Annotated in this window: 20 protein-coding genes, 1 tRNA gene and 5 pseudogenes; 18 read left to right on the forward strand and 8 right to left on the reverse strand. The window is 72.9% G+C overall.

Annotated features, from left to right (window positions below):
- Positions 1-73 precede the first annotated feature (73 nt).
- The 4 genes and pseudogenes from MF408_RS26880 to MF408_RS11605 all read left to right on the forward strand — a co-directional run.
- Positions 74-505 (forward strand): annotated as a pseudogene (locus MF408_RS26880) (thiamine pyrophosphate-dependent enzyme); the annotation flags it as partial.
- Positions 506-584: 79 nt separating this feature from the next.
- A complete protein-coding gene (locus MF408_RS26885; RefSeq protein ID WP_345893942.1) occupies positions 585-926 on the forward strand; it encodes a thiamine pyrophosphate-dependent enzyme in 342 nt (113 codons plus the stop codon).
- Positions 923-1900, forward strand: coding sequence for an alpha-ketoacid dehydrogenase subunit beta (locus tag MF408_RS11600; protein WP_240251475.1), 978 nt, complete (start codon positions 923-925; stop codon positions 1898-1900). Before MF408_RS26885 ends, MF408_RS11600 begins: the two co-directional genes overlap by 4 nt.
- 24 nt (positions 1901-1924) lie before the next feature.
- Positions 1925-3327: pseudogene (locus MF408_RS11605) on the forward strand (dihydrolipoamide acetyltransferase family protein).
- A 26-nt stretch (positions 3328-3353) separates the two neighbouring features.
- Here MF408_RS11605 and MF408_RS11610 read toward each other — a convergent pair.
- A complete protein-coding gene (locus MF408_RS11610) occupies positions 3354-4832 on the reverse strand; it encodes a hypothetical protein (protein WP_240251476.1) in 1479 nt (492 codons plus the stop codon).
- A 169-nt stretch (positions 4833-5001) separates the two neighbouring features.
- Here MF408_RS11610 and MF408_RS11615 point away from each other — a divergent pair, with 169 nt between their 5' ends.
- A complete protein-coding gene (locus tag MF408_RS11615; RefSeq protein ID WP_240251477.1) occupies positions 5002-6006 on the forward strand; it encodes a choice-of-anchor P family protein in 1005 nt (334 codons plus the stop codon).
- Complete coding sequence (locus tag MF408_RS11620; protein WP_275693465.1) at positions 5889-6302, forward strand: choice-of-anchor P family protein; 414 nt, start codon at positions 5889-5891, stop codon at positions 6300-6302. Before MF408_RS11615 ends, MF408_RS11620 begins: the two co-directional genes overlap by 118 nt.
- A 290-nt stretch (positions 6303-6592) precedes the next feature.
- Here the strand turns inward: MF408_RS11620 and MF408_RS26890 are convergent, their stop codons facing one another.
- Positions 6593-6778 carry a hypothetical protein gene (locus tag MF408_RS26890; protein WP_345893896.1) on the reverse strand — a complete coding sequence of 62 codons (186 nt, stop codon included), beginning with the start codon at positions 6776-6778 and terminating at the stop codon, positions 6593-6595.
- Here MF408_RS26890 and MF408_RS11625 point away from each other — a divergent pair.
- From MF408_RS11625 to MF408_RS11655, 8 genes and pseudogenes are all read left to right on the forward strand, one after another.
- Positions 6750-9980 (forward strand): heterodisulfide reductase-related iron-sulfur binding cluster, encoded by a 3231-nt coding sequence (locus tag MF408_RS11625; RefSeq protein ID WP_345893897.1) that lies wholly within the window; start codon positions 6750-6752, stop codon positions 9978-9980. The genes MF408_RS26890 and MF408_RS11625 overlap by 29 nt on opposite strands.
- Before the next feature lie 360 nt (positions 9981-10340).
- On the forward strand, positions 10341-12155 hold the full coding sequence (locus MF408_RS11630) for a DUF885 domain-containing protein (RefSeq protein WP_240251479.1): 1815 nt from the start codon (positions 10341-10343) through the stop codon (positions 12153-12155).
- 21 nt (positions 12156-12176) lie between these two features.
- Positions 12177-12332 (forward strand): annotated as a pseudogene (locus tag MF408_RS11635) (SigE family RNA polymerase sigma factor); the annotation flags it as partial.
- 781 nt (positions 12333-13113) lie between these two features.
- Entirely contained in the window at positions 13114-14061 is a 948-nt protein-coding gene (locus tag MF408_RS11640) for a hypothetical protein (protein WP_240252229.1), read from the forward strand.
- Positions 14062-14115: 54 nt separating this feature from the next.
- On the forward strand, positions 14116-14670 hold the full coding sequence (locus tag MF408_RS11645; RefSeq protein WP_240251480.1) for a toxin-antitoxin system HicB family antitoxin: 555 nt from the start codon (positions 14116-14118) through the stop codon (positions 14668-14670).
- Positions 14671-14708: 38 nt separating this feature from the next.
- Positions 14709-15545: a DUF4097 family beta strand repeat-containing protein gene (locus MF408_RS11650; RefSeq protein ID WP_240251481.1), complete on the forward strand. Its 837-nt coding sequence runs from the start codon at positions 14709-14711 to the stop codon at positions 15543-15545.
- A gap of 77 nt (positions 15546-15622) precedes the next feature.
- Positions 15623-15754, forward strand: a complete 132-nt coding sequence (locus MF408_RS25370) for a hypothetical protein (protein WP_275693413.1) — start codon at positions 15623-15625, stop codon at positions 15752-15754.
- Positions 15755-15843: 89 nt separating this feature from the next.
- Complete coding sequence (locus tag MF408_RS11655) at positions 15844-17784, forward strand: CocE/NonD family hydrolase (protein WP_240251482.1); 1941 nt, start codon at positions 15844-15846, stop codon at positions 17782-17784.
- 3 nt (positions 17785-17787) lie between these two features.
- Here MF408_RS11655 and MF408_RS11660 read toward each other — a convergent pair whose 3' ends face one another.
- The 3 genes and pseudogenes from MF408_RS11660 to dcd all read right to left on the reverse strand — a co-directional run bounded on the left by MF408_RS11660 (position 17788) and on the right by dcd (position 19421).
- Positions 17788-18075 (reverse strand): SIP domain-containing protein, encoded by a 288-nt coding sequence (locus MF408_RS11660; protein ID WP_240251862.1) that lies wholly within the window; start codon positions 18073-18075, stop codon positions 17788-17790.
- 88 nt (positions 18076-18163) lie between these two features.
- Positions 18164-18757 (reverse strand): annotated as a pseudogene (locus MF408_RS11665) (siderophore-interacting protein); the annotation flags it as partial.
- 87 nt (positions 18758-18844) lie between these two features.
- A pseudogene (gene dcd, locus MF408_RS11670) lies at positions 18845-19421 on the reverse strand (dCTP deaminase).
- 67 nt (positions 19422-19488) lie between these two features.
- Here dcd and MF408_RS11675 point away from each other — a divergent pair.
- The 3 genes from MF408_RS11675 (at position 19489) to MF408_RS11685 (ending at position 21381) form a co-directional block, all read left to right on the forward strand.
- Positions 19489-20250, forward strand: a complete 762-nt coding sequence (locus tag MF408_RS11675) for an SGNH/GDSL hydrolase family protein (protein WP_240251483.1) — start codon at positions 19489-19491, stop codon at positions 20248-20250.
- A 33-nt stretch (positions 20251-20283) separates the two neighbouring features.
- Positions 20284-20356: transfer RNA gene (locus tag MF408_RS11680), tRNA-Gly, on the forward strand.
- Positions 20357-20751: 395 nt separating this feature from the next.
- Complete coding sequence (locus tag MF408_RS11685; protein ID WP_240251484.1) at positions 20752-21381, forward strand: DUF2461 domain-containing protein; 630 nt, start codon at positions 20752-20754, stop codon at positions 21379-21381.
- A 4-nt stretch (positions 21382-21385) separates the two neighbouring features.
- On the opposite strand, the gene MF408_RS11690 is transcribed toward MF408_RS11685, so the two are convergent.
- Entirely contained in the window at positions 21386-21838 is a 453-nt protein-coding gene (locus tag MF408_RS11690) for a nuclear transport factor 2 family protein (protein ID WP_240251485.1), read from the reverse strand.
- A 121-nt stretch (positions 21839-21959) separates the two neighbouring features.
- Positions 21960-22211 carry a hypothetical protein gene (locus MF408_RS11695; RefSeq protein WP_240251486.1) on the reverse strand — a complete coding sequence of 84 codons (252 nt, stop codon included), beginning with the start codon at positions 22209-22211 and terminating at the stop codon, positions 21960-21962.
- An 88-nt stretch (positions 22212-22299) separates the two neighbouring features.
- Here MF408_RS11695 and MF408_RS11700 point away from each other — a divergent pair, with 88 nt between their 5' ends.
- A complete protein-coding gene (locus MF408_RS11700; protein ID WP_240251487.1) occupies positions 22300-22935 on the forward strand; it encodes a hypothetical protein in 636 nt (211 codons plus the stop codon).
- Positions 22936-23144: 209 nt separating this feature from the next.
- Here MF408_RS11700 and MF408_RS11705 read toward each other — a convergent pair whose 3' ends face one another.
- Positions 23145-23603 carry an Rrf2 family transcriptional regulator gene (locus MF408_RS11705; protein ID WP_240251488.1) on the reverse strand — a complete coding sequence of 153 codons (459 nt, stop codon included), beginning with the start codon at positions 23601-23603 and terminating at the stop codon, positions 23145-23147.
- Positions 23604-23669 lie beyond the last annotated feature (66 nt).

Here is a 23669-nt window from a genome sequence, read left to right on the forward strand (position 1 = left end):
CTGTGGGCCCAGCTGCTCGGCCAGGGAGGCCGCGCAGATCGGCGCCGGGCGGGCGCTGGCGCCGCAGGACTTCGTGTTCCCGACCTACCGGGAGCACGGGGTGGCCTGGTGCCGCGGCGTCGACCCGGTGCGGCTGCTCGCGCTCTTCCGCGGCGTCGACCAGGGCTCGTGGGACCCCTCCGAGCACAACTTCGGTCTCTACACGATCGTGATCGGCGCCCAGACGCTCCACGCCACCGGCTACGCGATGGGCGTGCAGCGCGACGGCCTCGTCGGCACCGGCGACCCCGCGCGGGACGCCGCCGTCGTCGCGCACTTCGGTGACGGCGCCTCCTCGCAGGGCGACGTCAACGAGGCGTTCGTGTTCGCGGCGTCCTACAACGCGCCGGTCGTGTTCTTCTGCCAGAACAACCAGTGGGCGATCTCCGAGCCGATCGAGCGGCAGAGCCGGATCCCGCTCTACCAGCGGGCGCTCGGGTTCGGCTTCCCCGGCGTCCGCGTCGACGGCAACGACGTCCTGGCGACGTACTCGGTGATGCGGGCCGCGCTCCAGCGCGCCCGGGAGGGACAGGGGCCCGACCTTCGTGGAGGCCTACACCTACCGGATGGGCGCCCACACCACGACCGACGACCCGACCCGCTACCGCCTCATCGAGGACGTCGAGCACTGGAAGCTCAAGGACCCGATCGCCCGGGTCGAGGCCTACCTGCGGCGCAACGGCCTCGCCAGCGACGAGTTCTTCGAGGGCGTCGCCGCCGAGGCCGACGGACTCGGGCTGCGGCTGCGGCGCGAGTGCCAGGCGCTGCCGGACCCGGAGCCGCTGGCGATGTTCGACCAGGTCTATGCCGAGCAGACCGAGGAGCTCGCGGCTCAGCGCGACGGCTACGCCGCCTACCTCGCCTCGTTCGAGGAGGTGCAGGCATGACCACGATGACCCTCGCGAAGGCGCTCAACGCCGGGCTCCGGCGGGCGATGGAGAGCGACCCCAAGGTCCTGGTGATGGGCGAGGACGTCGGCAAGCTCGGCGGCGTCTTCCGGATCACCGACGGCCTGCAGAAGGACTTCGGCGAGGACCGGGTGATCGACACCCCGCTCGCCGAGTCCGGCATCGTCGGCACCGCCGTCGGCCTGGCGATGCGCGGCTACCGGCCGGTGGTGGAGATCCAGTTCGACGGCTTCGTCTACCCCGCCTACGACCAGATCGTCTGCCAGGTCGCCAAGCTGCACTTCCGCAGCCAGGGCCGGGTCCCGATGCCGATGGTGATCCGCATCCCCTACGGCGGCGGCATCGGCGCGGTGGAGCACCACAGCGAGTCCCCGGAGGCGCAGTTCGCCCACACGCCGGGGCTGAAGGTCGTCACTTGCTCCAACCCCGTCGACGGCTACTGGATGATCCAGCAGGCCATCGCAAGCGACGACCCGGTCGTGTTCCTCGAGCCGAAGCGGCAGTACCACGCGGCCAAGGTCGACGTCGACGAGGCGGCGACGCCGTACCCGCTCTTCGCCTCGCGCACCGTGCGGCCCGGCGGCGACCTCACCCTCGTCGGCTACGGACCGACCGTCGCCACCTGCCTCGACGCCGCGACCGTGGCGGCGGAGGAGGGGCGCTCGGTCGAGGTGATCGACCTGCGCACCCTCTCGCCGCTCGACATGGCGCCCGTCCACGAGTCCGTACGCCGCACCGGCCGGGCCGTGGTCGTGCACGAGGCGCACGCCAACCTGGGCATGGGTGCGGAGGTCGCCGCACGGGTCAGCGAGGAGTGCTTCTACTCCCTCGAGGCGCCGGTGCTGCGTGTGGGCGGCTTCGACACGCCGTACCCGCCCGCCCGGGTCGAGGAGTCGTTCCTGCCCGACCTCGACCGCGTGCTCGACGCCGTCGACCGGTCGCTGGGCTACTGAGGAGGAGCGATGCCCGAGTACAAGCTGCCCGACGTCGGCGAGGGCCTCACCGAGGCCGAGATCGTGTCGTGGAAGGTCGAGGTCGGCGACGAGGTCGCGGTCAACGACGTGATCGTCGAGATCGAGACCGCGAAGTCGATCGTCGAGCTGCCGTCGCCGTACGCCGGCCCGGTCTCGGCGATCCTCGTTCCCGAGGGGGGAGACGGTGCCGGTCGGCACCCCGATCATCGCGATCGGCGCCGAGGCCCCGGCCACCGCGCCGGAGGCCGCGCCCGCCCCATCGCCGAGCGGCGCGCCGATCGACACCAACGTGCCGCCCGAGGGCAACGCGACCCTCGTCGGCTACGGGCCGAAGGAGGCGTCGCTGAAGCGACGTCCCCGCCGGTTCCCGACGCCCGAGACCGCGACCCGGGCGCAGGCGCAGGCCTCGTTCATCCCGGCCGCCGCGTCGCCGATGGTGGAGGCCGAGGCCGAGCCCGCGCCCGCGGCGGTCGCCGCGGCACCCGCGGGTGGGGCGACCGCGACGGCCGACGTGCGGGTGCTGGCGAAGCCGCCGGTGCGCAAGCTCGCGAAGGACCGCGGAATCGACCTGCGCGAGGTCACCCCCACCGGGCCCGGCGGGACGATCACCCGCGACGACGTCGAGCAGGCGGCGGCGGGCGGCGCGGCGCCGTCCGCGGGCCTGGGCATGGGTCCGGCCGTGCGGAACGGTGTCCCGGGCGCGGGCGAGCGGGAGACCCGCGAGCCGATCAAGGGCGTGCGCAAGATGATGGCGGCGGCGATGGTCGAGTCGGCGTACTCGGCGCCGCACGTCACCGAGTGGGTCACCGTCGACGCCACCCCCGACCGTCGAGCTGGTGGCGCGGCTGCGCGACCACCGGGAGTTCCGCGGGCTCAAGGTGTCGCCGCTGCTGGTGGTCGCCAAGGCGGTGCTGCTCGCCGCCCGGCGTACGCCGATGATCAACTCGACGTGGGACGAGCAGGCCGGCGAGGTCGTGGTCAAGCACTACGTCAACCTCGGCATCGCGGCCGCCACGCCGCGCGGGCTCGTCGTGCCCAACGTCAAGGACGCGCAGGCGATGACGCTGCCCGACCTCGCCCGCGAGCTCGACGCGGTGATCGCCACCGCCCGCGAGGGCCGCACCCAGCCGGCCGAGATGGCGGGCGGGACGTTCACCATCACCAACGTCGGCGTGTTCGGCATCGACGGCGGCACGCCGATCATCAACCCCGGCGAGTCCGCGATCCTGTGCATGGGCGCCATCCGGCCGCAGCCGTGGGTCGTCGACGACCAGGTCGTGCCGCGGCAGGTGATGACGCTCGGGCTGTCCTTCGACCACCGGCACATCGACGGCGCCACCGGCTCGCAGTTCCTCGCCGACGTCGCCGGGATCGTGGCCGACCCCGGCACGGCGCTGCTGTTCTGAGCGGCGAGGGGGCGCCCGGCGCGGGGTCAGTCCCGCGCCGGCGTCTCCCTCTCCGAGCAGCCAGGCGTCGAAGAACGCGCTGAGCTCCTCGCCGGTGAACTCCTCCACCCAGGCGAGGTACTCGCTGCGGTCGGCGGTGCCGTTCTCCTGCTCGGCCGGCCAGGCGCGCAGCATGGCGAGGAACTCCTCGTCGCCGATGCGCTCCCCGCAGCTCGTGCCACATCAGCGCCGGGCCGTAGTAGATGTTGCCGGCGCCGAACTTGTCCTCGTCGTAGCGGGCCGGCGGTCCGGCGTAGGCGCGCTCGCTGCTCTCCGTGGCGGCCCACTGGTCCATCTTCTCCGCGACCGTGATGCCCTCGTCCTCGGCCTCCCACATGCCCTGGAGGTACATCGTCATGCCCTCGTTCATCCAGACGTCGCTCCAGTCCGCCGGGCTGACGGTGTCGCCGTACCAGTGGTGCGCGAGCTCGTGCACCACGACCGGCCGCGACGTCGTGTACTCGGTGTCGCCGAGGGTGACCATGGTCTGGGTCTCCATGCCGCTCTCGCCGTCGTAGACGAGGATCCCGGAACGTGTCGAACGGGTAGGGGCCGAGGTACTCCTCCAGCCAGTCGATCGCCTCGGCCGCGTAGCCGGTCTCGCCGAGGGCGTGGGGCTCGTCGGTCGGGCCCCAGATCGTCACGGGCACGCCGCTCGCCGACCGCGACCGGGTCGGCGTGTAGTCGCCGAACGCGACGGTGACCAGGTAGGACGACGCCGGCTCGGCGAGGTGCCACGTCGTCGTGCGCAGCCCGCCGGCCTCGGTCGTGTCGGTCAGCTCGCCGTTGGCGATGCCGGTCCACGGCGCGGGGACGGTGAGGGTGAAGTCGTAGAGCGCCTTGTCGGCGGGCTGGTCGTTGACGGCGTACCAGGTGAACGCGCCGTAGGGCTCCTGCAGCGTCCACACCTCGTGGTCGGCCGTCACGTTCCAGCCGACGCCCTCCTCGAAGTCCGAGCGCATCGTGGGCGCCGGGTAGGGCTCGGGCGTGCCGCCGTAGGTGAGCTCGAGCCGGTAGCGCCGGTCGGCTCGCACCGGGTGGTGGACCACGAGGTCCTTGCCCGCGTGGTCGTGGTCGACCTCCGCGCCGTCGACGGTGATCCGCTCGACCTCCAGGGCGTCGGCGAGGTCGAGCCGGACCTCCTCGGCGTCGGCGGTCGCCCGGAACGTCAGCCGCTCCTCGGCCTCGAGCCGGTCGGCCTCGGGGGTCCAGGCCAGGGCGAGGTCGTAGTGCAGCGCGTCGACGAGCGGGTCGCCGACCTCGGGGTAGACCGAGTCCTCCCGCGTCTCGCTCACGGCGACGGCCAGGTCCTCGGGCACGCCGGCGCTGTCGGCCGGCGAGGCCGAGCCGCTCGGCGGGTCGCTGCGGACGCCGGCCCGATCGGCGTCCGCGCCGTCCGCGCCGCACGCGCCGAGGAGGGCCGACAGCAGGGCGGCGGAGAGGAGGAGAGGGGTACGCCGGAGCACGTCGCCATCATGCCCGGAGGCGTCGACAGACCGCGCGGGAGTATTTCTTTACCTTTTGTCAAGCCTCAGATTGTCGGATCTGGCTCCGGAGGGCTAGACCAGCCGATAGCATTCCGGCACTCGGCGCCGGCCGTCGGCCGGCGAACATGCTTCCTCCGAAGGAGACCCCATGCGACGAATCGCGCTGCTGAGTGCCGTGGCGGCACTCACCTGCAGCACGTTGTTCCAAGCCGGTACGCCGGCCCAGGCGGCGCCCGCGCCCGCCGACGTGGCCGTGGTGAAGGCGGCCAAGAAGAAGGCCAAGCAGGTGGCCACCCCCTACGCCCTGCGGGCCGTGGGCCACGGCACCTACATCAACGGCGGCGACCTGCCCCTCACCAGCGGCGCCACGGGTCAGGCGCAGATCGCGTGCACCACGATCGCCGGTGTCACCCGGTCCAACCGGGTCGCCGGCGTCGACGTGCCGGGCCTCGGCCGCATCAACGGCGTCCGCACCCGCGTGTGGACGAAGAAGAAGAACCGCACGGTGTCGTCGTACGCCCAGCACGACATCGCCGACATCAAGCTGCTCGACGCGGGTGTCTTCTCGCTCTCCATCAGCGGGCTCCAGTCCCGCGTGCGGGTCTGGAAGAACCCCTCCGGCTACCACGCCAAGGCCGACACCAAGATCCTGTCGCTGAAGCTCACTGCCCCGGGCATCGACCCGATCGAGCTCTCCCTGCCGTCGCTCAACCAGCCCATCACCCTCCCGGGCGTGCTGCAGATCAACGCCGGTGAGGCCGTCACGGTCGAGAAGAAGCGGTCGGCGTTCGCCCGCGCCCAGGTCCTCCAGATCAAGGTCCTGGCGACCAACACCACGATCCGCGTCGGTCTCTCCCGCGCCCGGATCACCGACGGCATCGTCAACTCCGCGATGGGCGGCTTCGCCGCCGGCCTGCGGGCCCAGGTCCTCCCGCCGCTGGTGGGCGCGGGCCGCACCCCGGTCAAGTCGCTGCCCTGCCAGGGCACCGACGGCAAGGCGCTGCGCGACTCCTCGTCGGCGTCAACGTGCCGGGCCTGCTCGAGGTCGGCGCCGCGAAGGTGTCGGTCTGGGGTCGCCAGGCCGGTCGCCGCGCCCGCGGCTGGACCGAGGCCGAGCTCGCCGACATCAACATCCTCGGCGGCACGATCGTGATCGAGGGCGTCAAGGCTCGCGCCAACGTCGCCCGCCGGCCCGGCAAGATCGTCCGCAACAACCGCGGGTCCGCGGCCCTGAAGATCACCGTCAACGGGACGGCGTACGACGTCCCGCTCGGTGGGCTGGAGATCCCCGGCGTCGTGAAGATCGAGGAAGGGGTCACCACCCGCACCAAGAGGGGCATCGAGGTGGTCGGCCTGCGGCTGTCGCTGCTCGACGGCTCGGCCGCGGTGATCGACCTCGGCATCGCCAAGGCCAACATCCGAGGCGTGCCGAAGCCGAAGAACATCTGAGGTAGCAGCTCGCTGCACCAGATCCGCACAGCACGAGGGCCGTCCCGTCCGGGGCGGCCCTCGTCGCTGCCGGGGGCCGTCGGCGCGACGTCGCGGGTGGCGATCCTCACGCCCGGCGCCAAGTTACCTGCCGGTAGGATCGCCGCACGCCCGTTGGCGGGACGACCGGTAAGGCAGGCCTGAGCCCGGCCGGCGGTTGCCCGGCCAATAGGCTCTCGCCGTGCGCGCCCGGCGCGCACCCGACGACGAGGAGCCGAAGCCCGATGTTCCAGACGTTCGCGATCGTGGTCTCACTGGCGCTGACCGCCGTCACGGTGGTGCTGGTCGCCCAGGCCGTGCGCTCGATGCTCGGGGTGCTCCGCCAGGGCCAGGCCGCGCCCGGCCGCTCCGACCAGCCCGGTCGCCGTACGCTCACCATGCTGAAGGGAGACGTTCGGCCACACCCGGATGCTCCAGTGGACCTGGGTCGGCGTCATGCACTGGTTCGTCTTCGCGGCGTTCCTCTTCCTCAGCACCGCCGTCGCCGCGGCGTACTTCCAGCTCTTCCGGCCCGACTTCGCCTGGCCGGTCATCGGCCACTGGTACCCCTACGAGTGGTTCAGCGAGATCATCGGTGCGCTCAGCACGATCGGCATCATCTGGCTGATCGTCTACCGGCAGCGCAACCACCCGCGGAACCTCGGACGCCGGTCGCGGTTCTTCGGCTCGAACTTCTGGCAGGCCTACTTCGTCGAGCTGCTCGCGCTGTTCGAGGGCTCGGCCATCCTGTTCGTCCGCGCCGCCGAGTGGAAGCTCGACGAGCACGCCGGCCGCGCCCACTACCCGCTGTCGTCGTGGATCGGCGACGCGATCTTCCCCGACGGCACCGGGGCGCTGGAGAACCTCATCTACGCGATCGCGCTGTTCAAGATCGTGCTCGCGATGGTCTGGCTGATCGTCGTCGCCCGCAACCTCACCATGGGCATCGCGTGGCACCGGTTCACCGCGTGGTTCAACATCTGGTTCAAGCGCGAGGCCTCCGGGCGCACCGCCCTCGGGGCGATGAAGCCGCTCACCTCCGGCGGCAAGCCGGTCACGCTCGACGACATCGACGACCTCGACGAGGACGCGACCCTCGGCGCCGGGTCGATCGAGGACTTCTCGTGGAAGGGCATCCTCGACTTCACCACCTGCACCGAGTGCGGACGCTGCCAGTCGCAGTGCCCGGCGTGGAACACCGAGAAGCCGCTCTCACCCAAGCTGCTCGTGACCGCGCTGCGCGACCACGCCTACGCCTCGGCCGGCGTGCAGGGCGAGGACCCGGGCCGGCCGGCGCTCATCGGCAAGGCCGACGCCGACGGCACCGGCAACGAGGTCGACGAGTGGTTCTACAACCCGCCCGGCGGCGACTTCGTCATCGACTCCGACGTGCTCTGGTCGTGCACGAGCTGCGGCGCCTGCGTCCAGCAGTGCCCGGTCGACATCGAGCACGTCGACCACATCATGGACATGCGGCGGTTCCAGGTGCTGGTGGAGGCGAACTTCCCGGCCGAGCTCAACCAGCTCTTCAAGGGCCTGGAGAACAAGGGCAACCCGTGGAACATGTCGCCCAGCGCACGGCTCGACTGGGCCAAGGGCCTCGACTTCGAGGTCAAGGTCGTCGGCGACACGATCGAGTCGCTCGACGAGGTCGACTGGCTGTTCTGGGTCGGCTGCGCCGGCGCCTACGAGGACCGGGCGAAGAAGACCACCCGCGCCGTCGCCGAGCTGCTCGACCGGGCCGGCGTCTCGTTCGGCGTGCTCGGCAACGGCGAGACCTGCAGCGGCGACCCCGCCCGCCGGGCCGGCAACGAGTTCGTGTTCCAGGGCCTGGCCCAGCAGAACGTCGAGGTGCTGACCGAGGCCAAGGCCAAGCAGGTCGTCACCACCTGTCCGCACTGCATGAACACGCTCAAGAACGAGTACAAGAGCATGGGCATCGAGCTCGAGGTCGTGCACCACACGCAGCTCCTCAACCGGCTCGTGCGCGACGGCAAGCTCACCCCGGTGGCCGGCGGCGAGGGCGCGCACCAGCGCCGGATCACCTACCACGACCCCTGCTACCTCGGCCGCCACAACCAGGTCTACTCCCCGCCGCGTGAGCTGCTGCAGATCATGCCGGGAGCGGAGTACGCCGAGATGGAGCGGAACTCCGAGCGCTCCTTCTGCTGCGGCGCCGGCGGCGCCCGGATGTGGATGGAGGAGACGATCGGTGAGCGGATCAACCTCAACCGCACCAACGAGGCAGTCGGCACCGGTGCCGACCAGATCGCGGTCGGTTGCCCGTTCTGCCGGGTGATGCTCTCCGACGGGCTCACCGCGGCGCAGGCCAACGGCAGCGCGCGCGAGGAGGTCGAGGTCCTCGACGTCGCCCAGATGCTGCTCGCCTCGGTCAAGGGCGAGGTCGCCACCAAGCTCAAGCCCGGCCAGAGCACGGCCGCTCCCGCTGCCCGCTCGGTCGAGACCAAGGCCGAGCCCTCCGCCGGCGACGTGACCGTCACCGAGGACACCGTCGTCGCCACCGAGGACGCCGGCCCGCTCGCCAAGGCCAGCGGCGGCACCTCCCTGTTCGACGATCCCGGCGCCGCGACCGAGGACGCTCCGGCTGCCGCGCCGGCCGCGCCGTCGTCCGCGCCGTCGTCTAGTGGTTCGCTGTTCGACGAGGGTGGCGGGTCGCTGTTCGACACCCCGGCCGAGGCGGCGGAGGAGCCGGCGAAGGACGAGCCGGCGAAGCAGGAGTCGGCGAAGCAGGAGTCGGCGAAGCAGGAGTCGGGCTCGCTCTTCGACGAGGGCGGCTCGTTGTTCGACACCCCGGCGCAGCCTGCTCCGGCGAAGAAGGAGACTCCGGCCGCGCCCGCGGCCGAGGCCGCACCGGCGGAGCCGGCTGCTGCCCCGGCCCCCGAGGTGCCGTCGGGCGGGTCGCTGTTCGACATCGCCGCCCCGGAGCCGACGGCGGCGGAGCCGAAGCAGGCCGAGCAGGCGAAGGAGCAGCCGGCTCCGGAGCCCGCGCCGAAGCCGGTCGAGGAGCAGGTCGTCGACGCGGAGGCCGAGGGCGGTGTCGCCGCCGCGGCTCCGCGGCCGAGCGAGGAGATCCCCTCGGGCGGGTCGCTGTTCGACATCCCCGCCCCGGAGCCGGCGGGCGCGACGTCCGCCCCGGCACCGGGCCCCACCCCCGAGGCGGAGGCGGTCGAGGCCGATGCCCGCGCCGAGGAGGCGGCCGCGGTGACCGCACCAGCCGAGGAGTCGAGCGCCGCGCCGGCGGCCGAGGAGCCGACCGCATCCTCGCCCGCGACGGAGATCCCCGCCGGCGGCTCGCTGTTCGACATCGCCGCCCCCGAGCCGGCGCCCCGCGCCGCGGCCCCGTCGACCGCGCCGACGGACGTGCCGACCGCGACCGGCTCCGTCACCGCCCCCGACCCCGACGTGATCGACGAGACCGCCGAGGCCCCGCCCGAGGACGAGGACCCGGCGGAGGCGGCGTCGCACGAGGAGCCGTCGGCCGAGGAACCGGAGACCCCGGAGCCGGAGACCCCGGAGCCGGAGACCCCGGAGCCGGAGACCCCGGAGAAGTCTCAGGAGAAGCCCCGGTCGCCGAGCGCCGCCAACCAGCCGCGCACCGACGTCGACATCAACGAGTCCGGCTCGCTCTTCGACCTCTGACAACCGGCCGACCCGGCGCGTCCCGGCACCTGATTCGCGTCGACCCGGCTCATCTCGGCACCTGATTCGCGTCGACCCGGCTCATTCCGGCACCTGAATCGGGTCGACCCGGCTCATCTCGGCACCTGGATAGCGTCGACCCGGCTCATCCCGGCACCTGAATCGCGTCCACCCGGCGCATCTCCGCACGACGCACCTGCGGAGATGAGCCGGGTCGGCGGGTTGTGGGTGCGGAGATGAGCCGGGTCGACGGTTCTGGGGTGCGGAGATGAGCCGGGTCGGCGGGTTGTGGGTGCGGAGATGCGCCGGGTCGGCGGTTCTGGAGTGCGGAGACGAGCCGGGTCGGTGAGGATGGGGCGGGTGACCGCCGAGCAGATCGCCGACCTGGCCGAGGAGTACCAGGCCTTCCGCTACCGCCAGAACCCGCTGTGGGCGCACATGACGGGGGAGTACGCCGTCGCCGGCTCCTACACCGACGTCAGCGAGGAGGCCGAGGACGCCGCCGTCGCGGAGGCGCGCCGGTTCGCCGCTCGTGCCGAGGAGATCGCCGAGGAGCCGCTCGAGGAGCAGGACCGGCTCTCCCGCGCGATGCTCGCCTGGGACGCGACGTCGACCGCCGAGGTGACCTCCCTGCGGACGGCCGAGTTCTCCGCGAACCCGATCTTCGGCGCGCAGGCGTCGCTCGGCACCTACTTCCCCAAGCTCTCGCTCCCGACCCGCGACGTCGCGGACGCGATGCCCGACAAGCTGCGCGGCATCGCGACCTACTTCACCGACCTCGCCGAGCGGCACCGGGCCGGCGTGGCGGCGGGACGTACGCCGGCCGCGTTCGCCGTCGCCGACACCATCCGGCAGCTCGACGACTGGCTCGCCTCGCCCGTCGCCGACGACCGCCTCCTGCAGATCGCCCCCACGCCGTCCGACGTCGACCGCGACGCGCTGCTCGCCGCGATGCGCGACGTCGTGGACGACGCCGTGCGGCCCGCGCTGGCGACGTACCGCGCCGTCCTGGCCGACGAGGTGATGACCGCCGCGCGACCCGACGACCAGGTGGGGCTGCGGCACGTGCCGGGCGGCGAGGAGGCCTACGCGACGCTGGTCCGCTACTACACGACCACCGACCTCAGCCCGCAGGAGATCCACGAGATCGGGCTGGAGCAGGTGGCGTCGCTGGAGCGGGAGTACGCCGCGCTCGGGCCCGCCGTCGTGGGCACCGACGACGTGCCGACCGTGCTCGCCGCGCTCCGCGACGACCCGGCACTGCACTTCGGGGCGGGCGACGGCGACGCGATCGTGGCGGCGTCGAAGGCGGCGATGGCGAAGGCGCGGGCGGCGATGGGGGAGTGGTTCGGGCGGCTGCCGAGGTCCGACTGCGACGTCGAGCCGACGACCAGCGGCGCGATCGCCTACTACTTCCGGCCGGCCCTCGACGGCAGCCGCGGCGGGGTGTTCTTCATGAACGTCTCCGAGCCGGAGGGCTGGGGCCGCTACGAGATCGAGTCGACGTCGTTCCACGAGGGGATCCCCGGCCACCACCTGCAGATCGCGATCGCCCAGGAGCTCGAGGGCGTCCCGGACTTCCGCAAGACCGCGTTCGTGACGGCGTACTCCGAGGGCTGGGGCCTCTACACCGAGCGGCTCGCCGACGAGATGGGCCTCTACGGCTCGCCGCTGGACCGGATGGGCATGCGCGCCGCCGACTCGATGCGCGCCTGCCGGCTGGTCGTCGACACCGGCATGCACGCCCTCGGCTGGAGCCGCCAGCAGGCGATCGACTACCTGCTCGCCAACAGCGAGAAGACGCTCGGCCACGCCACCGCCGAGATCGACCGGTACGCCGTCACCCCCCGGGCAGGCGCTCTCCTACATGGTCGGCCGGCTCGAGATCCAGCGGATCCGCGCCGACGCCGAGCTGCGCCAGGGGGCCCGGTTCGACATCAAGGCGTTCCACGACGCGGTGCTCGACTCCGGCGCGTTGCCGCTCGGGCTGCTCGCGCGGCACGTGGCGCAGCGGCTGGGGTGAGGGCTTGCGGTTTGGGACCAAACCGCATATCCGGAGCCTCTGGATCTGCGGTTTGTGACCAATCCGCAGCACTCCGGCCCGTCGATCTGCGGTTTGGTCCCAAACCGCAGCACCTCCCGGGGAACCGATCGGCACCCCTCACCGGTCCCTAGGGTGACCCCGACAGGAGCCCAATGGACTTCAGCACGTACGTCGCCGACCGCCGCACCCGACTGGTGCGGACCGCGGTGCTGCTGGGATGCCCGCGGGCCGACGCGGAGGACGTCGTCCAGGCGGCGCTGCTGAGGTGCTACCGGTCGTGGCGGCGGGTGAGCCGCGCCGACCATCCCGATGCCTACGTGCACCGGGTGCTGGTGACGACGCTCGCCGACTTCCGCGCCCGCCGCTGGCACGGGGAGCTCCCCACCGATGAGCTTCCCGAGCCCGACCCGACCGACGACAGCGCCTGGGCCAGCGGGGTCGCCGTACGCCGATCGCTCGCGCAGATGTCGCCGGAGCACCGGGAGGTCCTGGTGCTGCGGTTCTACGCCGACCTGTCCGAGCGCGACACGGCCGCCGCCCTCGGGGGTGGCGCCCGGCACGGTCAAGTCCCGCACGTCCCGCGCCCTCAAGGCGCTCGCTCCCCCTCGTGGAGGCCCCCGATGCCCACTGACCGGACCCCGACCGAGGAGCAGGCCCGCGGCCTGCTCGCCCGCGCCGCCGCGACGGTCGACGTCGCCGAGGAGGCGCCGATGACCCTGACCGGGCTGCCGGAGCCGCGGCCGCGCCGGTGGCCGCTGCTCGCGGCCGCCGCGGCGGTGGTGCTCGTCGTCGCCGGCGGGTATGTCGCCGCCCAGCAGCTCGACGGTGAGGAGCGGCCGCAGCCCGCCACCGTCGACGACCGGCAGCCCGACCGCGAACCGGTGGAGCAGGAGCACGTCTACGGCGACGACGAGATGCCGGCGCTGATCGGCTACACCGAGGCCGAGGCGACCGAGCTGCTGGACGCGCGGGGGTACGCGGTCGAGGTGGTCGCGACCCACGACTGCGACCGGCCGGCGGGGGTACGTCGTCGGCGCGGAGCCCGGGCCCGGCACCGCCCTGGCTGCTGGCGACCGGGTCCGGGTCGAGGTGACCGCGGGTCCCTCGCCTGCGGTGCGGTGCGCCCGCAGCACGGTGCGCTGGCCCCGGGTTCTCGAGCTGGTGCGGTTCGCACGCGGGCTCGGTCCGACGCCCGACTTCTCCGACGAGGTCGCGATCGCCGTGGGCACCGGCCGGCACGTGACGCTGACGGCCGAGGAGGCAGCCGACCCCGACAGCTGGGTGCTCTGCGCAGACGGCGAGTGCCACTCCGCGCTCGCCGCGCTGGCGGAGATGGTCACCGACCGCGCGGGGACCGACGACATCCCCGTCTCCCTCGGGCTGCAGGCGACCCACGACCTCGGCCCCGGGATGACCTGGGACTGCGTCACCCCCGACCCGTACGAGCTCGCCCTGAAGGTCCACCTCGCGACGTACGTCTTCATGGACGACCCCACGACCGACCGGCCCTGCCCCCGACCGCCCGTGGTGCAGGTCGAGTGGTCGGAGGACCGGCGGATCGCCGGCGTACGGCTCCGACTGCCCGTCGAGATGGGTGCGACGACCCGGCCGACCCCCAGGCGCGCCGCCACCGCCGACGCCTTCGTGCGCTGGGCCCGCGGCGACAGGCCGCCGCCGGCGTTCGCCGACCAGGTGCGGCTGATGTTCGACGGGGAGCAGGCGTTCGGCAACGAGGCCTGGCTGGAGCCGCCGTACGCGAGGAGCGGCTTCGTGGGGTGCTCCGGCCTCGGCTTCCCCGACTGCGGCCTCGACCCGTTCGCCTCGGTCCTGCGCCACGACGGCCCGGTCGGTACGACGGCCGGCCGCGCCGGGTGCCCGGCCGGCGGGGACGTCCCGCCCTCGTTCGCGGAGTCCGGCGACGACGTGGTCACCCTCGCGTCCGCCGACGCGCCCTCCTGCGACGGCTGGGCGGTCGAGCTCTGGATCGGCGACGACGGCGCGATCTACGGCCTCAACCAGATCGGTGGCGTCACCTGACGCCTCGTTTGACATCACCACCCCTTGACATGACGTCATCATGACGTCATAGTGATGCGCATGGACATCACGCCGTACATCGACAGCCTCCGTCGCGACCTGCTCGCCGCCGCGGAGAGCGCCGGTGAGGAGGCACGGCAGACCGCCGAGCGGCTCGGCTACGCCCTCGACCCCTCCGCCCGGCTGGCCCTGATGGAGGCGATCAGCCAGGCGGCGGCGGAGATCACCGCGGCGATGCCCGCCGGCGGCGTCGACGTCCGGCTCAACGGACGCGACCTCGACTTCGTCGTCGACGCCCCGGCCGGCCCGGTCCCGCCGGTGCCACCCCCGCCCCCGGCGCCGCCCGCGCCGCCGGCGCCGCCCACCGCTCCCGAGGACGAGGGCCTGGCCCGGATCACCCTGCGGATGCCGGAGTCGGTGAAGGCGAAGGCCGAGGAGGCCGCCGCCGAGGCCGGGCAGTCGCTCAACACCTGGCTGGTCAACCTGGTCCGCCGGGCGACCAGCGACCAGGCGATCCACGTCGACGTCGACCTCTCCAGCATCCCGTTCGGCGGCGACTTCCCCTTCGGCGACAAGCGCGGCAAGCGCCACATGACCGGCTGGCTCTGACCGCCGAGCCGCCCGACAGCCCCAGACAGGAGACCCGCATGACCACCACGACCCCCGTCGAGCACGTCTTCGAGACCCCGACCGCGATCGAGCTCCACGTCGAGAACGGCAGCGGCAGCATCACCGTGACCGCCACCGACACCTCGACCACGACGGTCCGCATCACCGGCCGCGACGCCGAGGAGGTCGACGTACGCCGCGACGGCGACGTCGTCAGCATCGTCCCGCCCCGTCGCACGCGAGGACTCTTCGGCGACAACAAGCTCGACATGGTGATGGTCGTGCCGGGCAGCAGCCGGCTGGTCGCCAGGGCGGGCAGCGCCGACGTGTCGGCCAGCGGGCTGCTCGGCGCGACCAAGGTGAAGTGCGGGTCCGGCGACGTGCTGCTCGACCTCCTCGGCGACACCGCGGTCGTCGACACCGGCTCGGGCGACGTGCGGATCGCCGAGGCGCGCGCCGAGGTCCGGGTGCGCAGCGGCTCCGGCGACGTCGTCGTCGACCGGGCCGCCGCCACCGCGGCGGTGTCGACCGGCTCCGGCGACGTCAAGATCGGCCGCGCCGACGGGCCGCTCGCGGTCAAGACCGGCTCCGGCGACCTCGACGTCGCCGACGCGCATGCCGACGTCACGATGACCACCGGCTCCGGCGACACCGTGGTCCGTGCGGCCCGCCGCGGCCGGATCTCCAGCAAGGGCGCCTCGGGCGACGTTCGGATCGGCATCCCTCCGGGGACGCCGGTGTGGACCGACGTCAAGACCGTCACCGGCCGGCTCAGCTCCTCGGTCGAGGGCGTCGGGCAGCCCGAGCCCGGTGCCGACCACCTCGAGGTCCGCGCGATCACGGTGTCGGGCGACGTGACCCTGGTGCCCGCCTGACCGACCCCCTCCATCGTGCCGCGAGCGGTGTCGGTGGCCCCTGCAAGAGTGACGAGCGACGAGAGGAGGAGGGCCTCATGATCGACCCGATGAACGAGATCCGCGTTCGCCACGAGATCGGCGAACGGGTGCGCCAGGCCAGCCAGCGCCGCGTCGCATCGCGCCAGCGCGACCGCCGCCGGGCGCGGCGCGCCGGCCTCGACGTGTGACCTGCGCGACGCGCCCGACCCCGGCGGTCGGCGTGACCGCAGCCACGACTCCCCTCGTTGGCCCCTTCCGAGCTAGCGAGGGAGTCCCCATGCCCCACCACCGTCCCCGCCGCCGGCTGGTCGCCACGGCGGCGCTGTCCGCGGTCGGCGCCCTGCTCGGCGCCGGCCTGGTCGCCCCGTCCGGCGGCGCCGCTGCAGCCGTCGGCACCACCGCCACCACCGCCACCACCTCCACGAGGGCGCCGGCACCCGCGAGCACGGCAGCCCGCCGCCCGAGTGCCTGGAAGCCGCGGCCGGCCCGGTACGCCGCGACCGTCACCCGCACCGACATCCCGATCCGGATGGACGACGGCGTGGTCCTGCGTGCCGACCTCGAGCTCCCGGCCGGCGCGAACGGCCGGGCCGTCGACCGCCGGCTGCCGGTCATCGTCACCATCACCGCCTACAACAAGTCGGTGATCAGTGGCGGCGCCGGGTCGGTGCTCGCCGGCGCCGACCCCGACTACCTCGTCAAGCGCGGCTACGCCCAGCTCACGGTCGACGCCCGCGGCACCGGCGCGTCCGGCGGTGTCTGGAAGGCCTTCAGCGCCCGGGAGAACAAGGACGCCGGCGCGATCGTCACCTGGGCGCACCGCCAGCCGTGGAGCAACGGCAAGGTCGGCATGACCGGCGCCTCCTACATGGGCATCAGCCAGCTCTTCGCCGCCGGCCGGCACCCCAAGGGCCTGAAGGGGATCTTCCCGCAGGTCCCGGCGGCCGACGTCTACCGCGACGTCGTCGCGTCCGGCGGCCAGGTCGACGTCGGCTTCATCCCGCTCTGGATGGGCCTGGTGACGGTCACCGGCCTGGTGCCGCCGGCGTACGCCGCCACCACCCCCGACGCCGGGCTGCGGTGGCTGCTCGACCGGCTCACCACGGCGACCACGTTCACGGGGCCGCTGCTGCTCGACGCGGTCCTCGGCGGCAACGCCGCCTACGACAGCGCGTTCTACCGCGAGCGGTCGCCGATCGAGGTGCTCGACGACGTGCGCGTCCCGACGTTCCTCGTCGGCGGGCAGTTCGACCTGTTCCAGCGCGGCACGCCGCTCGTGTTCGAGCGGCTCCAGCGCAATGGCGCGCCGGTGAAGATGATCTTCGGACCCTGGGACCACCTGCAGGGCTCCTCCGGCGCCGAGGTCGGTCGGGCCGGCTACGGCTCGCTGGCCGAGCTGCAGCTGCGCTGGTTCGACCACTGGATCAAGGGCCGCAACGGCCGGCTCGGCGAGATCGCCCCGCTCACCTACTACGAGCAGGGCTCCGGCCGCTGGGTCCGCAAGAACCGCTGGCTCGCCCGCGACCTCGACGCCCGCACCTACGCCCTGAGCGGCACCGCCCGGATGGGCGGCAAGGCCGGCGCGCTGCGGCGTACGTCGCCCGCGGCCGGCCGCTCCACGCTGCTGCCGCTGCCGGTCTCCGGGCTGTGCAGCCGCTCGGCCAACCAGTGGACCGCCGGCATCCTCAACGCCGTCTGGCCCGACAGCCCGTGTCTCGACGACCACGCCCTCAACGACCTGTCCGGGCTCACCTTCCAGACCGCGCCGGTGAAGAGGGCGGTGCGGTTCCAGGGGCCGATCAACGCCCGGCTGCACGTCTCGTCACCGAGCGGCGACGGCATGTTGTCGGTGGTCGTGGAGGACGTCGCGCCCAACGGGAAGGTCAGCCGGATCACCGGCGGCTGGCAGGTGATCTCCCACCGCAAGCTGGCCAAGGGGCGCTCGCGCTTCCTCGACGGACGGCTCGTCCAGCCCTACCACCCGCACACGAAGGCGGCGAAGAAGCGGCTGCGGCCGGGGCAGGTCGCGCCGGTCGACGTCGAGATCTTCCCGACCGGAGCGGTGATCCGGCCGGGACACCGGCTCCGGCTGAGCATCCAGGGCTACGACGTGCCGCACCTGCTGCCGCACCTCGGCGACGTGCTCGACCACACCGTCCCGATCACGCTCCACACCGGTCCGGGGCACCGGTCGGTGGTGACACTGCCGGTGCGATGAGGGTCAGGAGCGCATCGCGACGCCCTCGCGCCAGTAGCCCATGAACGCGACCTGGCCGCGGTCGATGCCGAGCTCCTTGACCAGCCGGCGGCGCAGGCCGGTGACGACCTTCGACTCGCCCGCGATCCAGGCGTAGAGGCCGGGGAACGGGGTGCCGTCGGCGGGCACCCGGGTGGTCTCGACGACCTCCTCGCCGGAGGAGGAGTAGACCGGCGTCTCCCACAGGTCGGGGTCGATCTCCTCGTCGGCGACGTCGACCGGGTCGGCCGGGGTGCCGGTGAGGTGCGCCATCACCGCGGTGTGCAGGTCGACCCCCGCGGGCGCCGTTGCGGGGCAGCCAGGTGACCTGGACCCCGGCAGGCGCGACGAGGTCGTCGAGCACGTCGCCGTCGACGGGCACCTCCACGAACGCGGCGCCGCGAGCGTCGCCCGGGAGGTCGCGCAGCACGCCGCGGATCGCCGGCACCGCGGTCTCGTCGCCCACGAGCAGCAGCCGCGACGCGTCGCCCGGCGCCCACTCGATGCCGCCGAACTGGTGGCCCCGGCGCGGCGTCAGCACGATCACCCGGTCCCCGGGCCGGGCGCGGAGCGCCCAGTCGTTGCCGGGGCCGGACTCATCGTGCGTCGGCTCGTGCACGACGATGTCGACGACGAGCCGGGTGTCGGTGCCGGAGCCGACCAGGTCGCGGATCGTGTAGGTGCGGATCGAGCCGCGCTCCTCCTCGGGGATCTGCAGCCACGTCGACCACCACGAGTCGTCCATGTCGGCGAACGACGGCAGGTCGCCCGCCGCGTTGGGGAACACGATCTTGAGGCGCTGGTCGTAGAGGTGACCGTCGACACCGCACTCGGCGAGGCAGTCACCGCCGAGCTCGACCCGGACGAACGACGGCGACACCCGCTCGACGCCGCGGACCTCGACCTCGTCGAGGATCATCGGCAGGCTGGCGACGTACTCGTTGGTGGCGGTCATCGGCTCGCTTCCCTGGGTGCGGTGCCGGACGCTCCGGCCCTACTTAGGGCAGCCTAACCGATGTGCCGGCGAGGTGGTGGCCGCGCGTCAGATCGTCGTGCGGTGGAAGCCGAGGTAGGACCGCGACGGCGTCGGGCCGCGCTGGCCCTGGTAGCGGGAGCCGTACTTCGCGGACCCGTAGGGGTGGTCGGAGGGCGAGGAGAGCCGGAAGAAGCAGAACTGCCCGATCTTCATGCCCGGGTAGAGCTTGATCGGCAGCGTCGCGACGTTGGCGAGCTCGAGCGTGACGTGGCCGGAGAACCCCGGGTCGACGAAGCCGGCGGTGGCGTGGGTGAGCAGGCCGAGCCGTCCCAACGACGACTTGCCCTCCACCCGGGCCGCGATGTCGTCGGGCAGCGAGACCACCTCGTACGTCGACCCCAGCACGAACTCGCCCGGGTGGAGGATGAACGGCTCGTCGCCGTCCGGCTCGACCATCCGGGTGAGGTCGGACTGGTCGGCGGCGGGGTCGATGTGGGGGGTACTTGTGGTTCTCGAACACCCGGAAGAACCGGTCGAGGCGCACGTCGATCGACGACGGCTGCAGCATCGCCGGCTCCCACGGGTCCATGGCCACCCGGCCGCCCTCGATCTCGGCCAGGATGTCGCGGTCGCTCAGCAGCACGCACGCACCCTACCGGCGCGGGGAGGCGGCCGGTCAGGGCGTCGGAGCGGCGGTCCACAATGTCGGCATGACGTTCCACCGCTACGTCGCGCTCGGCGACTCGTTCACCGAGGGCGTCGGCGACCCCGACCCGGCGCGACCCAACGGCTGGCGCGGCTGGGCCGACCGGGTCGCCGAGGTACTCGCCGCCACGACCACCGACTTCGGCTACGCCAACCTCGCCATCCGCGGCCGCAAGCTCCCCGCGATCATCGCCGAGCAGGTCGAGCCGGCCGTCGCCCTCCAGCCCGACCTGGTCACGATCCACGGCGGCGGCAACGACGTGCTCCGGCCCAAGGTCGACCTCGACGCGCTCGCCGCGGCGTACGACGACGCCGTCGGGCGGCTGGCCGCCGGCGGCGCTCACGTCGTCGTGTTCACCATCGCCGACCCGGGCCTCAACCCGGTGATCCGGATGATCCGCGGCCGCACCGCGATCTTCAACGAGTGGGTCCGCGAGATCGCCGACCGCCACGGCGCCACCGTCGTGGACATGTGGCGGATGCGCGGCTGGAAGGTCGCCGAGGTGATGGACGACGACCGGCTCCACCTCAACCCCGTCGGCCACCAGGCGATCGCCATCGAGGTGCTCGACGCCCTCGGCGTCCAGCACCCGCTCGCCCCGCTGCCGGTGCCCGAGGTCCCCCTGCTCGACCGCCGCGCCCAGCGCCACGCCGACCTGCAGTGGGCCCGCACCCACCTCGCCCCGTGGGTGCAGCGGCGCCTCACCGGCCGCTCCTCCGGCGACGGGGTGGAGCCGAAGCGACCGCAGCTGTCGCCCATCAGGTAACATCCATCCTCGCCCGCACCTGGTGCGGGCGCTGCGGATGTAGCTCAGTTGGTAGAGCGTCAGCTTCCCAAGCTGAATGTCGCGAGTTCGAGCCTCGTCATCCGCTCCGTTTCTCCTCGTGGGTGGCTCCGGCTGGCGGCCGGGGCCGGGCTGTGGTCGGCTCGTGAGGCGTGAGGTTTGGTCCCAAACCGCAGGTTCAGGCTCGTGAGGCGTGAGGTTTGGTCCCAAACCGCAGGCCTGAGCTTCGTGACGGTGCGGTTCGTGACCAATCGTCGTGCGCGAGGCTGACGACGAGCGGTGTGGTGCGGTTTGGTCCCAAACCGCAGCTCCCGGTCCGCGAGGCGTGAGGTTTGGTCCCAAACCGCAGGTTCGGGCCGTGAAGCGTGAGGTTTGGTCCCAAACCGCAAGTTCCGGCCCGCGAGACGTGAGGTTTGGTCCCAAACCGCACCCCTCGCCAGCCCTCCTCCACCACCGCCCTACAGCCCACGTAGCCTCGCCGCCGTGGAGTTCACCGGCATCCCCGTCGCGGCCCTCGACTTCTACGACGACCTCGAGGTCGACAACACGAGGTCGTTCTGGGAGGCCCACAAGTCGGTGTACCTGGAGCAGGTGCGGGCCCCGGTCGTCGCGCTGACCGACGCGCTGGCGCAGGAGTTCGGCGAGGCGAAGGTGTTCCGCCCCTACCGCGACGTGCGCTTCGCGCGCGACAAGACGCCGTACAAGACGCACCAGGGGGCGTTCGTCGGGGTGGCGCCCGCGACGGGGTGGTACGTCGAGGTGGCCGCGCCCGGCGTACGGGTCGGGGGCGGGACGTACCACGCGTCCGGGCCGCAGCTGGCGGCGATCCGGCAGGCGATGGCCGACGCCCGGACGGGGGCGGTGCTCGAGCGGATCCTCCGCGACCTGCGCACGGGCGGGTTCGAGATCGGCGGCGAGCGGCTCAAGACCACGCCGCGCGGGTTCGAGAAGGACCACCCGCGGATCGAGCTGCTGAGGATGCGGACCGTGCTGGGCTCGAAGCGCTACGGGTTCGAGCCGTTCGTCCACACCGCCGAGCTGCTCGACCGGGTCCGCGACGACTGGCGCCGGCTGCGCCCGCTCGTCAGCTGGCTGGCCGAGCACGGGTCGTGACGGCTCACGCGCTCGTGAAGCTCGCCATCGTCCGCTCCGGCTCCCAGAACGCCTTCATCGACCGCACCCGGCCGTCGTCGCCGACGACGTAGACCATCACCAGCTCGGTGACCGTGTGGCTGCCGTCGGCGAACCAGGTGCGGATCCGGCCGACGTTGGCGCAGGTGTTGCTCTCCGGGTTGGCGAAGGAGTCGTCGATCTCGAACGCGAACCGCGCGACCGGCGCGATCGCCTTCTCCCAGAACGCCGCGATGCCGGCGTGGCCGCGGTGGCCGGTGCCCTCGGGGTCGAACATCGAGCGGCCGACCGGGTCCTCCAGCACGCAGTCGTCGGCGTAGACGGTCAGCCACTCCTCCAGGTCGCCCTTCGCGACCGCGGAGTACGACCGCTGCGAGGCGGCCCGGGCGGGGTGCGGGTCGTCCGGTGCGTTCCAGGTGATGGCGTCCGAGGTGATCATGGCGGGATCGTACGGCGGGAACTGGAACACGTTCTAGTGGTGGTCGGCTGGTCGCAGGTTCATCACGGGATGTCGCCGAACCAGCGCTTCCCATGGTGGGTACGCCGTGGGAGGCGCGGGTTCACCGACATACCTTGATGAACCTGCGCCGACGTCGCCCGACGTTCACCCCCCGCTCACCCTCGCGGGTCACGCTGCCGGCATGGCCAGGAAGCGCAAGGCGTTCGTGCACGTCGGGATGCCGGGGGTCGGGGACGTGGTCGAGGCGGCGTTGGTGCACCACCGGCGCGCGCTCGCCGAGCTCGGTGTCGACGTGCCGGCCGAGTCGCCGCAGGACTCGTTCCGCGCCGCGGTCGAGGTGCTGCGCGAGCACGAGGCGTGGGGGCTTCGCCCGGTCGGAGGTCGAGGGTGTGTGGGCGCGGATGTGCCGCCGGGCGTGGAAGGGCCGACAGACGGTGGTGGTGAGCCAGCCGTTGCTGTGCCGCGCCACCCGGCCCGAGATCGCGCTGCTGCTCGACGGGCTGGCCGGGTTCGAGGTCCACGTCGTCGTCACGGTGACCTCCCCGCACGCGTGGACCGCGCCGGGTGAGCCGGAGACCGACCTGTGCCAGGTGCTGGACCGGTGGGGTGCCGCGGTGCGGAAGCCGGAGCGGCTGCACGTGGTTCTCGTCGAGACCGAGCCCGGGCAGCCGGCCCGGGCCCGGCAGTCGGCGTGGCGGGGCGTCGGCAGGGTCGCCGGGTTCGGCACCGCGTCGCTCCGCCTCGACGCTGTCCCCCAGTCGGCCACGGCCCGCCCGTTGGCGCTGGCGCGCGCCGTACCTCCCGAGCGGGCGGCCGTGGTCCGCACCATCGCCCGCACCTGGGCCGACCGGATCGAGGCGGGCGGGTACGACGTCCACGGCGACGTCGCCGCCGTCCTCGGCGACCCGCCGGTCGCCGACCCGGCCGACCGCGCCGCCGACCTCGACCGCGCCCTCCACGACGCGCTTCGCGAGATCGAGCGCCTCGCCCGTCGCAACGACTGCCTCGAGCAGCAGGTCGCCCAGACCGACCGCCGGCGCCGCGGCCTCAGGCGGCGCCTCACCCCCGTCGCCTGACCCCGATCACCCGAAGGTCGCGCAGCGCCGCCGCGTCCGGCCGCCAAGCCGCCTCGCCCCGCGGGACCCCCATTGACCCGAAGGTCGCGCAGCGCCGCCGCGTCTGGACTGACTGGAGCGAGGGAGCGAGGAACGAGCGACCGAGCGGAGGGAGGGGAAGACGCGGCGTTGCAGCGCTGCGCGACACGCGCGAGCGAAGCGAGCGCCATTCAATGCGGCTGCCAGGCGTCCTCGTCGGCGGTGCGTGCGGTGACGGCGTCGGGGAGGGCGGCGTCGGAGAGCTGTTGGATCGAGACTTCTTCGAAGACCTCGCGCAGGGAGCGGCGGGCGGCGATCCAGACGTGCTGGAGCACGCTGGCGGACTCGTTGTAGCTGACTGCTTCGGGGCGGAGGCCGTAGACGGAGACGAGGGGGCCGTCGACGGCGCGGATGACGTCGGCGACGGAGACGTCGGTGGCGGGTCGGCCCATCCGCCAGCCGCCTGACTGGCCGCGTTGGGACATGACGATGCCGGCGCGGCGGAGGTCGGCGAGGATGGCTTGGAGGAAGCCGTGGGGGATGTCCTGGAGCCGGCCGAGCTCTTCGGCGCTGATGGGGCGGCCGTCCGCGCGCCCCGCCATCTCGATCAGTGCGCGGAGCGCGTAGTCGGACTTGGCGGAGACTCGCATGGGCCCAGTCTCGCAGATATGTCGATCGGATCACTGCAGATGGCCCCGTGCTTGTCCGTGGTCGTG

Source organism: Nocardioides sp. TF02-7, assembly GCF_022437945.1.
Classification (GTDB): domain Bacteria; phylum Actinomycetota; class Actinomycetes; order Propionibacteriales; family Nocardioidaceae; genus Nocardioides.